The sequence below is a fragment of the Paenibacillus sp. YSY-4.3 genome, assembly GCF_054767475.1.
Window position 1 is genome coordinate 1 of record NZ_BAABMC010000018.1, and the last position, 12,542, is coordinate 12,542.

Annotated in this window: 11 protein-coding genes; 2 read left to right on the forward strand and 9 right to left on the reverse strand. The window is 52.3% G+C overall.

The genetic code is table 11. The features are described 5' to 3' along the window. Nucleotides 1-151: 151 nt before the first annotated feature. From ychF to mobA, 8 genes are all read right to left on the reverse strand, one after another. Nucleotides 152-1,252 carry a redox-regulated ATPase YchF gene (ychF, locus tag ACYUJT_RS25265; RefSeq protein ID WP_155612178.1) on the reverse strand — a complete coding sequence of 367 codons (1,101 nt, stop codon included), beginning with the start codon at nt 1,250-1,252 and terminating at the stop codon, nt 152-154. 122 nt (nt 1,253-1,374) lie between these two features. Continuing rightward, complete coding sequence (locus ACYUJT_RS25270; protein WP_460327668.1) at nt 1,375-2,202, reverse strand: energy-coupling factor transporter transmembrane component T family protein; 828 nt, start codon at nt 2,200-2,202, stop codon at nt 1,375-1,377. Further along, on the reverse strand, nt 2,195-3,940 hold the full coding sequence (locus ACYUJT_RS25275; RefSeq protein WP_460327688.1) for an ABC transporter ATP-binding protein: 1,746 nt from the start codon (nt 3,938-3,940) through the stop codon (nt 2,195-2,197). Before ACYUJT_RS25275 ends, ACYUJT_RS25270 begins: the two co-directional genes overlap by 8 nt. A gap of 14 nt (nt 3,941-3,954) precedes the next feature. Continuing rightward, entirely contained in the window at nt 3,955-4,521 is a 567-nt protein-coding gene (locus tag ACYUJT_RS25280) for an ECF-type riboflavin transporter substrate-binding protein (RefSeq protein WP_460327670.1), read from the reverse strand. Nucleotides 4,522-4,687: 166 nt separating this feature from the next. After that, nucleotides 4,688-5,716: a type 2 isopentenyl-diphosphate Delta-isomerase gene (gene fni, locus ACYUJT_RS25285; protein WP_460327672.1), complete on the reverse strand. Its 1,029-nt coding sequence runs from the start codon at nt 5,714-5,716 to the stop codon at nt 4,688-4,690. A 40-nt stretch (nt 5,717-5,756) separates the two neighbouring features. Continuing rightward, entirely contained in the window at nt 5,757-7,265 is a 1,509-nt protein-coding gene (gene cls / locus ACYUJT_RS25290; protein WP_460327674.1) for a cardiolipin synthase, read from the reverse strand. A 251-nt stretch (nt 7,266-7,516) separates the two neighbouring features. After that, entirely contained in the window at nt 7,517-8,212 is a 696-nt protein-coding gene (locus ACYUJT_RS25295; RefSeq protein ID WP_460327676.1) for a TorD/DmsD family molecular chaperone, read from the reverse strand. A gap of 360 nt (nt 8,213-8,572) precedes the next feature. Next, on the reverse strand, nt 8,573-9,211 hold the full coding sequence (gene mobA, locus ACYUJT_RS25300; protein ID WP_460327678.1) for a molybdenum cofactor guanylyltransferase: 639 nt from the start codon (nt 9,209-9,211) through the stop codon (nt 8,573-8,575). A 161-nt stretch (nt 9,212-9,372) separates the two neighbouring features. Here mobA and ACYUJT_RS25305 point away from each other — a divergent pair, with 161 nt between their 5' ends. Both ACYUJT_RS25305 and ACYUJT_RS25310 read left to right on the forward strand, forming a co-directional pair. Then, nucleotides 9,373-10,590 carry an MFS transporter gene (locus tag ACYUJT_RS25305; RefSeq protein ID WP_460327681.1) on the forward strand — a complete coding sequence of 406 codons (1,218 nt, stop codon included), beginning with the start codon at nt 9,373-9,375 and terminating at the stop codon, nt 10,588-10,590. 223 nt (nt 10,591-10,813) lie between these two features. Then, a complete protein-coding gene (locus ACYUJT_RS25310) occupies nt 10,814-11,797 on the forward strand; it encodes a LacI family DNA-binding transcriptional regulator (protein WP_460327684.1) in 984 nt (327 codons plus the stop codon). A gap of 153 nt (nt 11,798-11,950) precedes the next feature. Here ACYUJT_RS25310 and ACYUJT_RS25315 read toward each other — a convergent pair whose 3' ends face one another. Further along, nucleotides 11,951-12,169: a DUF378 domain-containing protein gene (locus ACYUJT_RS25315; protein ID WP_460327686.1), complete on the reverse strand. Its 219-nt coding sequence runs from the start codon at nt 12,167-12,169 to the stop codon at nt 11,951-11,953. Nucleotides 12,170-12,542: the final 373 nt, after the last annotated feature.

Genomic DNA, 12,542 nt, shown 5'->3' on the forward strand with positions numbered 1-12,542 from the left:
TAGAGTCCGTTAGAATCCAGTTTACATGACTAAAGCTCTGGTATAGCGGCACTTTACACGAATCAACCACAAACCAAACCGTGCCAAACAACGCAGAAAAAGCTTGCCGATCCCGGCAAGCTTTTTCTTTATATTATTCAGTTACCCGCATTTACACATTGAAACGGAAATGCATAATGTCTCCGTCTTGAACGACGTACTCCTTGCCTTCCAGGCGCAGCTGGCCGCGTTCTTTAACCGCGCTCATCGAACCGGCAGCTACCAGGTCGTCATAGGACACGACCTCGGCACGAATGAATCCACGCTCGAAGTCCGTGTGAATAACTCCGGCCGCCCCCGGCGCCTTCGTTCCTTTGCGGATCGTCCAAGCACGTACCTCCTGTACCCCAGCTGTAAAGTAGGTGTACAATCCGAGCAGGCGGTAAGCAGCTTGGATCAGACGATCCAGTCCGGAAGCCTCCAGGCCCAGCTCCTCTAGGAACATCGCTTTATCTTCGCCTTCAAGCTCAGCGATCTCCGCCTCGACCTTGGCACTAATCGGCACGACTTCAGCGTTCTCTGCCGCAGCGAATTCCTTCACCTGCTGCACGAACGGGTTGTTGTCCGCATCAGTTACTCCATCCTCGCTCACGTTCGCCGCATACAGAACCGGCTTCAGCGTCAGCAGATGCAGGTCGCGAACGATCAGCTTCTCATCATCGGACAGCTCCACACTACGGGCGGGCATGTCGTTGTACAGCGCTTCTTTCACGCGCTCCAGCACTTCGACTTCCTGCGCGTACTGCTTGTTGCCGCCCTTCATGTTTTTGCGGGAACGCTCGATCCGCTTCTCCACACTGTCTAGATCGGCCAGAATGAGCTCAAGGTTAATCGTCTGAATGTCGCTGATTGGATTGATTTTTCCATCTACGTGAGTAATGTTCTCATCCTCAAAGCAGCGCACGACATGTACGATCGCATCCACCTCGCGAATGTGGGCCAGGAACTTGTTGCCGAGACCCTCGCCTTTGCTCGCGCCGCGCACGAGACCTGCAATATCAACGAATTCAAATGCAGTCGGCACCGTACGGTTCGGCACGACCAGTTCGGTTAATTTATCAAGACGCTCGTCCGGAACCTCGACCACCCCAACGTTAGGATCAATCGTACAGAACGGATAGTTCGCGGATTCAGCACCCGCTTGCGTTATTGCATTAAACAGTGTAGATTTTCCGACGTTCGGCAAACCTACGATCCCTGCTTTTAAAGCCATATGAATGACAACTCCTCATTATAGTAATTGCTCAGCTTCTTATCTTCTTCAATCATAGTACATATACCCCGTCTATATTTCAAGGACAACCGTGTGGAATATCCTGCTTTATGCCCATCGCCTTAGAACGGATACCAGAATCCACGGAACACCAGCAGCTTCAAAAATATCGCCAGCCCAAGAAGCAGCACGCATAAAACGATCATCAACTTATCCATCAGCGACATGACGTTGCCCATATACCAGGTGCGCGTGCGTCCTGTGCCGAACCCTCTCAGATCCATCGCATCCGAGACCGATTCAATGTGCTGAAGCGACGATTGCAGCAGCGGAACGACGACCAGAGACAGGTTTTTCAGCCGTCTCCGCAAATTCCCGTCCTCCCGCGATATGCCCAGTCCGCGCATTTGCATCGCGTTGAGGATCGTCCGGAACTCCTGCGTCAAATCGGGAATGTAGCGAAAAGCAATGCTCACCGCATAGGCCATTTTGTACGGCACGCCTAGTTTATTGAGACTTGCAGCAAACCGGCTCGGATGCGTCGTAAATATAAAGAGCAGCGTGATCGGCAGCAGGGTCATGTATTTCAGCGATAACGTCAGCACATAGAACAGCGTTTCCTGGTTAATCGTGTTATAGCCGATAGGAATGAGCGGTGTATGACTGCCTGTCAGGGTCGTACCAAAACGCGGGGTAAGCAGCAGAATAAAGACACTGTTCAGCACCGTAAACACTGTCAATATCCAGAAAAGAAACGACATCCGCTTCAGCGGAATCCCCGTCGTCAGCAGCATAGCAATCCCTGCCGCCAGCATCACGGCAAATATGCGCAAATCGAGGAACAGGAACGTGACGACCGTCCAGCTCAGCAGCAGGATCAGCTTGACCGCTCCGTCCATACGGTGAAAATACGAGTCCCCCTCTATATATAAGCTTCCCGTTCTACTCATCAGGGAGCTGCCCCCCCTTCGTCACGGCAAGATAGGCCTCTACTAGACGGGATGGCGAGGATAGCCCGCACAATCTGGCGAACCCGGACAGGCTGTCCTCCCGCAGCCGGGCCCTTCCCGTCACCTCAGCGTCCGACAGCACATCCGCGACCTTGCCTGTGGCAATGACCTTGCCATCCGCCAGAACAACCGCGCGGTTGGCGTATTCTATGGCCAGATGCATGTCATGCGTAATGAACAAGAAAGCCGTCCCCCGAGCCGCCAATCGTTCAATAAAGCCCATGAACTCGGTGTAGTGCCGGTAATCCTGCCCTGCTGTCGGCTCGTCCAAAATAATGAGCGCGGGATCAAGTACGAGCACGGAAGCGATGCAGAGCCGTTTCTTCTGCCCGAAGCTTAGCGCCGATACAGGCCAATTCCGGTATGGGTATAGCCCGCATACACGCAGCGCCTCATCGGTTCGCCGCTCCCTTTCCTCCGCTGCAATACCGCGGGCGGCCAGGCCAAGACCGACCTCATCCCGGATCATATGCTGCGTGATCATCTGGTGCGGGTTTTGCAGGACATAGCCAATTTTCTCGCCCCGGCGGCGAATAGACCAGCCTTTAATGTTCTCCCCCCGCAATACGATCGCTCCGGATCGCGGCTTCATCAGCCCGGTGATCAATCCGGATAGCGTCGATTTGCCCGCTCCATTATTGCCAAGCAAAGCTACCGTTTCCCCTTCACCAACCTGGAAAGAAACATCCCGGACGACCTCCCGCCCCTGCGGATAGGCATAGGTAACATTCCGCACATCAAGTAGAGGGCCGGAATCAGTTATGTCCCGCTTGAATCGTGTCCGGACAGGGACAGAACTGATCCACTGTTCCAGGTTCCCACGAAGCTGCTCGAGTTTGCCTGTATTATCCGTGGCTGCAGCTGACTGCTTGAAAGGGGCCAAACCGATCCAACCCTCCTCTGGCACGCCTGCATGGGCCAAAACATCCAAATGAAGCGGCTGGCGCAGACCATGGCGAGGCAGCACACCGTCTGCCAGTATCCGTTCCGGGACATCTACGGCAACGATTCGCCCGCCGTCCATGACGACGATCCGATCCACCGGCTGCTCCAGCACATCCTCGACCCGATGCTCAATGATAATCACCGTCTTGCCGCTGCGCCGATGGATATCATCGATTAATTCCATGGCTCGCATACCGCTTACCGGATCAAGATTAGCGAGCGGTTCATCGAATAGCAGAATGTCCGCCTGCGTCGTCAGCACGCCGGCCAGTGACACGCTTTGCTTCTGCCCGCCCGACAAATCATGCGGCCCCTGTGCCTCGAAGGCGAGCATGCCGACCAGATCGAGCGAGGAGATCACCTTGGCTTTCATTTCAGGCTGCCGCACGTTCTCATTCTCCATTTGAAAAGCAACGTCTTCTCCGACCGTCTGCCCTACGAACTGGGCATCGGGGTTTTGGAGAATCGTTCCGACCGCGCGACTGCGCTCGAATATCCCTAACGAATCCGCAAGCTGTCCGTTCAGCTGGAACTCCCCGGCGATCTCACCCCGGTAGGAAAAGGGAATTAGCCCATTGATGCAATGGGCTAATGTCGATTTGCCCGAGCCGCTTGGCCCGGCAATCCATATTTTCTCGCCATGAAAGATGTCGAGATTGATATCATTTAAAGTCGGCTTGGACTGTTTCTTATAACGAAAACTAAAATTCCGAAACGAAATCACAGGCTGCATCACAACATAAACTCCTAACTGTCTGCGTCTACGCTCAGGTTTGCGTCATTCCGGTTGCGCTTCGCATAAGCCCATACGGCCGGAACGCCGAGAATGAAGAAGACGGCTGTATTGGCAAGCCCTGCCGCAACCGCTTGGACGATAACCTTACCACCAGGCTCGCCCATGATAAAAATATCGAACAAATACGAAAAGGCCAGGGCTGCAAAAATACCGATAACGCCATACACGATAAACTGCACGATATGTGCCTTCCTGATCTCTCCGTCCTGCGGATTGAAGCCTTTGACCAGATAGATCAAGCCCATGAAGGCAGCGGTAATCCCCGAGCCGAGAGCCCAGCCCCACCAGACGGTACCACTCGTAATGAAATCGTTGATGACATGGCCGATGAAGCCGGCAATAAAGCCGACGACCGGACCGAACAACGCCCCGAAGATCGCCAGTAGAGCGATCGAAGGCCGCAGCTGTGTATCCGTGCCAATCGGAATGCCGATCCAGCTCGTTGCCCCATAGAGAGCAGCGCCGATCCCGATCGTAACGACCGTTCGGGTGCTCCACTTCCAGATAGATGGTTTCATCCTAACATTCCCCCTTAAATTGAATTTTCCAGGCTATTTGCCGTTCCAAGCAACAATCTCCCTGGAGTCGTGCCCGCAAAATAGCTTCTCATTCAAATATAAGGGGGAACATCATGAAACGCAATAAAAATCTGTGTAAATACATCGGATTTCTATGAAATAACGTCTATTCCCGGCGTACCAGCCGCGCCGTGCTGTTTAGCGCCGCAATATTACTGGCGCCAATGCCGAACATGGCGGTGCGCAGCTCCAGCTCGACGCGCTCCAGCTGGGCGTCGAGCGCCTGCGCCGAATGCACCGCCGGTTCCAGCAGCGCCCGGCCGAACCCGGCCAGATTCGCGCCAAGCGCCAGCGCCTTGGCGGCATCCACGCCGGTGTTCAGGCCCCCGCTGCCGATCAGGGCGGCTTCCGGCACCGCCGCCCGCACTTCGCGGATGCATTCGGCGGTGGGGATGCCCCAATCCGCGAATGCTTCCGCCGCGATGCGCCGTACAGGGTCGGCGCTGCGGAACTTCTCCACCTGGCTCCAGGATGTGCCGCCAGCGCCGGCCACATCGATGAATGCGGCGCCCGCATCATTTAGGCGCTTCGCAGTCGCGCCATCGATCCCCCAGCCGACTTCCTTCACGCCGACTGGAATCGACAGCTTCTTGCACAGCTCCTCGATTCGGGCCAGCAAGCCGCGGAACGCCGTATTGCCTTCCGGCTGGAAGATTTCCTGCAATCCGTTCAAATGCAGTACGAGCATGTCCGCCCCAGCGATTTCTACCGCGCGCATACATTCTTCGGGGCCGAAGCCGTAATTCAGCTGAACCGCACCCAAATTGGCAATGACCGGAATCGTAGGCGCTTTGGCGCGCACAGCAAAGGTAGCCGCCAGTTCCTCGCGCTCGACCGCCGCGCGGACGGAGCCTACGCCAAGAGCCCAGCCGCGATGCTCGGCGACTTCCGCCAACCGGTCATTGATCACGCCAGCCAGCTCGCTCCCCCCGGTCATCGAGCTGATCAGGAACGGCGTCCGGAGCATGGCTCCCAAAAAGGATGTTTTCAAGCTAATCTCGTCGAAATTCAGCTCAGGAAGCGCATTATGGCGGAAAACATACTTCTGAAACCCCGTCAGCACACCCTCTGCACCGACTTGCTCCTCCAGGCAAATGCGGATGTGTTCACTTTTGCGTCCGGACGTATTTCCCATATTGCTCCTCCTTGTAGTCGTTGTTCTTTACAAATGCATACTATAACAGTGGCGAAAACAGCCGAGCCGCCGATTCCATGAACCTTACGAACAGCCTCTTCTCCATAAATGCTTTGTACTCGATTTGCTTCGTAAACAATAAATCCCGCTCAAAATCTTTAACCATCTGCGCAATGCTGTCGCTTTGGACAAGCAGGGCATTCACCTCAAAATTCAAATGAAAGCTGCGCATGTCCATATTGGCCGTGCCGACGGTAGCGATTTCCCCATCCACGATCAGCAGCTTCGAATGGAGGAAACCTTTTTCATATTCAAAAATCTTCACTCCCGCCTCCAGCAGCTCCGGAAAATAAGAATGCGAAGCCAGGAACGGCAACCATTTGTCTGGTTTGGCCGGAAATAGAATCCGTACGTCTAGGCCGGACAGGCCGGCAATCTTGAGTGCCGTAAAAATATCGTCATCCGGGATAAAATACGGCGTAGCCAGCCAAATCGACTTCTTGGCCGAAGACATCATCGAGAAGAAGATGTTCTTCAGCGTCCGGCTCTCATTGTCAGGTCCGCTAGGTACAATTTGCACGGCGCCGCCGCAGCCGGTCTCGAGCTCAGGGGACAGGTACTGCAGCGACATGATTTTTTCCCCGGTAACGTATTTCCAGTCCTGGAGAAAAATAATTTGCAGTGAGCGAACCGCTTCCCCCTTGACGAGCATATGCGTGTCCCGCCAGAAACCGTACGTTTTGTTGCGGCTCAAGTATTCATCCCCCACATTCAAGCCGCCGATGAAGCCGGTCGTGCCGTCGATGACAACGATCTTCCGGTGGTTGCGGTAGTTGACCCGACTGGATAGAGCCAGAAAGCGGACTTTTCCATAAATGCCAACCTTGACCCCGGCATCCTCCAGCTCGCGGATAAACGATTTCGGCAGGCCGATGCTGCCCACTGCATCGAACATGAACCGAACCTCGACCCCGGCTTTTGCCTTCTCAATCAGAGTCTTCTGAATTTCGCGCCCAATGTCGTCCGCCCGGTAAATATAGTATTCCATATGTATGTGATGCTCAGCCTTCTTCAGCTCCTTCAGGAGCGAGGAGAAAGTCTCCTCCCCGTTCGTCAGCACCTTCGTCCGGGTATGCATGGAAAACGGCGTGCGGGCCAAACGCTGGGACAGCTGGAGCAGCCGCTGCTCTTCCGGGGTAAACTGCGATAAATCACGAGGCAGCATGTAAGCATTATTATCGATGCGCTCGTAGTTTCTCCGATCCTCCTCCGCCTTCTTGTCGAAGTTCCGGCGTTTGAAATAATTCTGGCCAAACAGGAAATAAAATATGAGTCCGACAACCGGAAGCAGGCCAAGCACCAAAATCCAAGCCACGGTGCTCGAAGGATTGCGATTTTCCATGAATATCGCGAAGCCGATCGTCATTACCGTTAAGGTTTGAAAAATACTGACTAGGGTACCGCCGAACTTTCCGAAGACGCCGAAACCAAAATAATAAAACGCAAAAAGTATGGCGGCAATCATTAAAATTTGCAATCCACGTCTCATGGTTGTACTCCTTTTCACAGTATGCTGCAGTGATTCTATTTTACATGATCCGCAACTTTCTTCCTAATATAATGTTAAACCAGCTCTATTATAGCGTAAACGAGTCTCTCAGAAGTTAAAAAACCTGATCTTAAGAATCGCCATGCAGCTATATTCCGCCAAAGGAAATAGGGACGATTCGCCAAGGCGGCGCTTGATGTAAGCCGCCCGGCAAATCGTCCCTGTTTATATTTCGTATACATCGGCATGTATTAGCTTATGTCTGCTCTCCATTTGCGAAGCTGCTCCAAATCATGGGCCAGGAACTCCTGCAGCAGCTCGGCCAGGCCGCTGTAAAGCGGACTCTTGGTCGCCCGGATCAGCTCATCTGCCAGCCGCGGGGCCCATTTTAGCAAATGTATTTCCAGAAAACGAATTTGCGTGTCCGCCATCTCCAGGCAGCTGTGGCGCATATGGCTTCGGTCGGCCTTGCTGCGCATGCCCTCTGCCATCACCGCCATAAATTCCAGCTCCATAGCGATATGGTCGTCTCTCTCGCCGAATAGTTTGTTGAACACCACGCCGCTATCGGCGTACATCATTCGGATATGGGAAATGCAAGCAGCGGCATTTGCTCCGTCGCTTTTGGCCCGAAAAGTCCCTTCGCAAGGGATCAGCACAGCCTGATCTCCCAGGAAGAGCCGCCGATATTCCTCCGCCTCCTGATGGCATGCACTGCGAAAATGCCGTTCGGGAATGCTCTCCAAATAACTTCTCAGCCTCTTACCACCCCTGCTGTTTGGAATTCGATGCGTCAATTCTGCCCGCTGCCGCCACTGGGCAATCAAGGACATGCGCGGCGGACGGCTCAGAAAATCCATCAGCAGCTCGTACACCCAGCCACGACGCTCCAACCAAGCGATTTGCTCCGGCGATGCCTGAACAGGTTCTTTGAACAACATGGTCATATTGGTCATCTCCCTGCGAAGAAATATAAGACAAGTATAGGCCCGTATGTTAAGCTTTATGCTTCACATGGTTTGAAAAAAGATGATTTCCTTTTTGATTCGGAAATCATCCAAGCAGCATATACCGACACATGATTAAGGGGGTCATGTATCGCTCACCTTCATTATATCCCAATAATGAAAACGCTTTATATGATATATTTTACATTTCGGTTAACATTTTTTCTTTCGCCTGAGGGCCGCGACACTGACGCCCTTATCGAACTATATAAAATTTAACTAAAAATGCAAAGAGGCGAACCTGAGCATTAAACGCCCATAGGTTCACCTCTTTGTCTTTGTCTTTGTTTTGTCATAAGTTCATAAGTTCCGCTGTTTGGCATAAAGCTGGGCTGTTTGGTAATCCTCCGGCCGATTCATATTGAATACAGCTAGTTCTGCAGGCAACCCGGAGATCCTGCTCAGTTCTTCCTCACTGATATATTTGGCCGAAAGGCCCGAAATCCACTGATTTACCCGGAGACGGCCCTCCTCAAGCGTCCGCTCTAGCCCAGGCAATACGCTGCAGCGGTACATCGCCATCAGCGGCTGCGCTTGGTCGCCTACGCGGGAGATAAGCGCCTCGATACGCTCCTTGTGCCCATTGGACCTCTGCTCCTCCAGCTTCTGAGCCTGTTCGGCCATAAACCGGAACAACGCTGCATTTGCAAAGGGCATGTCACAGCCCACGACAAGGCTCCACTTATGAGGCGATGCAGCAAGCCCCGCATGCAGCCCGGCCAGCGGCCCGCACCCAGGATAAGCGTCTTGCAGCAGTGGAAGGCCTAATTCGGCATAAGCAGAGGATGACCCGCAGGAGATAACGGCCTCGCCGCCAGCTTTCAGCAGTTCACAAGCCAGCCGCTGAATAACGGGCTGACCGCCTATGGGCAGCACCGCTTTATTACTCCCCATCCGGCTTGACTTGCCTCCTGCCAAAATAATTCCAGTCCATTCCATCTTATCGTCTCCTTATGTTAAAGAAAGGTTATAATTAGTAATATTTCTGTCAATACGGAAAAAGATGGTTTGTAACCTTTTTCGTCCCTGTGTTACATTGAGAACGTAACCATTAATTATTAGTGAGCTATCGATGTTGGTATCGATTTGGACAGAAGGGAATGGCGCGTTTGCGGAATTATACTGAGAATCCGTCAGATTCTTTACTGCCCTTGGGGCTGCTTAATTTTTTCATCTATGGGACTATGGTTATTTTTGCAGCCTTCTTCCAATTATATTTGTTGGATGTCGGCATGGACAAGCTGGAGATTGGCAGCCTGATGGCGATTGCCCCCTTGGTCTCCTTCTTTGCCCATCCATTCTGGAGATATTTAAGCGATCGTACCCAGAATATCCGCATCATACTGCTGATTATGCTCACGGGCCTGCTAATGGCCGGTCATATGATGTTCAAAGTGGGCACTTACAATATGCTCTATTTTACAATGATTCTGCTATATTTCTTTCAAACCCCTTTATTATCGCAGAGCAACAGTCTCATCCTCGGATATATTGAAGGGACGAATTTGAAATTCGATACTTACCGGCTATGGGGTTCATTAGGCTGGACTTTGCTCGCTTTGGGCGCAGGTGCAGTCATCGACCAGGTTGGGCATAACGGCATTTCCCTGCTGTTCAGCGTAACCCTAATGCTGGCGATTGGCTCGGCCCTGTTGCTTCCGTCAATTCGCAAAACGACAAACACACCGACGATGAGATCGTACGAGATTGCCCGAGTCCTGCAGAACAAATATTTTATCGCCTTCATTGTCTTCGGGGCTCTGGTCTCCATCCCCAATGCCATTAATACGATATTTATGCCGCTATTTATGAATGATTTGGGCAGTACCCGACTGGAGGTCGGCGGCGCGGTGTTCCTGTCCACCATATTTGAAGCGGGCGCTTTTACGCTGCTTCACCGCTACCTCAAGCGCAGAATCACTTATTTAATGGCCTGCATCACGATCGTCAGCGTCCTGTTCGCGCTGCGGTGGCAGCTCATGTCCGTGGCTTCCACGCCGCTGCAAATTATCTTCATCCAAGTGCTTCATGCCGTCACATTCGGTGGCTTCTTCTATGTAGGCACCCGGCTGACCGCCCTGCTGCTGCCCCGTCCTCTCCGTTCCTCCGGGCAAGCGGTTTATGCGTTTGCGCTGAGCGGCCTAGCCTTTATACTCGCCGGCTTCCTCGGCGGATGGCTCTTCCAGAGCTTCGGAGCGGTGATTATGTACCGGTTTGGCGTTACGTTTACGATGTTTGGCGCAGCAGGCTTTGCCGCGATGTGGTATCGCATCTACAAGGCTGGATATTCACCCATCCCCTTATCTGAAGAACCTTAAATGAACTGTCGGGTCCGGTGCTCGAGCAAGAGCATCGGGCTTTTCTTCCAGTAGAACGTTATAAAAAAAAGGAAAACAACTCTCCGCCTCGTCACGCCCAGCTATAACTGGTTACGCCAAACAGCAAAAGCGTTGTTTTCCATGGTACTTCTTTATTTTAAACTATGAAATGCATTTCAGATCAACGATAATCGCATAAAAAATTTTGGATGGAAGGAGAGACATGCGGGTGCCAAACATTAAGCAGATCGCCGAGGCTGCCGGAGTTTCTGTCAGCACGGTTTCCCGGGTCCTGAACAATCACCCCTATGTTCGGGAGGATAAGCGCAAGGCCGTCGAAGAGGCCGTTGAACGTCTGCAATATTCACGCAACATGAATGCCGTCCATCTGGTCAAAGGAGCGACGCAAACGATCGGCGTCGTTCTGCCCCAAATCAATAATGCCTACTTCGGCAGAGTCGTCGAAGGGATCGGAGAGCAGGCGCTGCAGGTCAATTACCAGTTGATGCTGTGCCAGACAGGCTACCGTACCCATGAGGAACGGCGGGCGCTGCACATGCTGAGGGATAAGATCGTGGATGGACTCATCATCGTCTCGCGCTCACTCTCCTTGAATCAAATCGAGAAATATGCCAAATACGGCCCCATTACACTGTGTGAAGAAGTGCGCGACCGCTCCTTATCCTGCGTTTATTTCGATCATTATGCCTCTTTCCAAAAAGCAATCATCTACCTGTGGAATAAAGGCCACCGCCGAATCGGCTACACGGTGAACCGCAGGAATAGTGCCAGCAGTACCAACCGCAATAAGGCATACCTGGACACGCTGGCTTCCCTCGGAGGTGAGAGTCGTGAAACCTGGATCTTCGACAACTGCATGCATCTCGAGGATGGCGCCAGGCTGCTGACAAAAATCTTGGCCATGGACGACCCGCCGAGCGCTCTCCTGATCACCGGAGATCAGGTAGCCGCCGGACTGATGATCGCCGCCCATAATCAAGGCGTGCGGGTTCCCGACGATCTTGCTTTCATCGGCCTCGATAACCAGCCGATCTCCAAGCTGCTCGGCATTACCACGATCGATAACCGGCTGAACGAGATCGGCGCAGAGGCCTTCGGCATCAGCTACAGGCAAATTACCAAACAGACCGACAGCACGATTATCCAGGAGCTTGGCTTCAAAATCGTCGAGCGATCCAGCGTTTAGGTTCAAATGCCGTTAAGAATCCTTCAGGGAAACTCTATCCATTTTGCTCGGCGACATTACAAAATAAGCTGCCCCTCGCTAGGATCATCCATTGATGAGTTGGGGGCAGCTTTTTTGCATACGCATTAGAGAATCCAGCCGGTCTACTCCGTTTTAACGGGCAGTCCTGTGGTTATCTACGGCGGTGCCACCGAAGAATTTAATGCAGTACAAGGCACAAATCCCAACGATCGCATAAATAATTCGAGCTATTGAGCTGCTTTGTCCACCGAAGATCGAGGCTACCAGGTCATACTGGAACAATCCGATCAGCAACCAGTTAATACCGCCGATAATTAGCAGCGTAAGAGCAACCGTATCTAATGTTTTCACGTTATACCCTCCTATCAGGAAATCGAATTTTGATGGTGAATTTAGATGGTGTTTTGTTACGTTATACTATTTCCTAAAATCAGGGTTTTTAAAAACATTTTCTGAAAATATTCGCAGCTTCAATAAAAAATCTCGCTAGTAACGAAACCGCCGCAGATTGCTTACTCAATTAACTTGCGTATTCAATCTCAGCTACTTTTCGTCCATTCCTCCGACCGTCGAGTTGGAACAGTGAATACGATAGGAATACAACGGACATCAGATCCGCTATTCCCTCATTACTTGCTTTTTTGATGAGCTAACGGACGCAGAATCCGCTATTGCCCCATGAATTGCACAGTTTTAGTGCTCTTGCACCGAATAGCGGAACCAC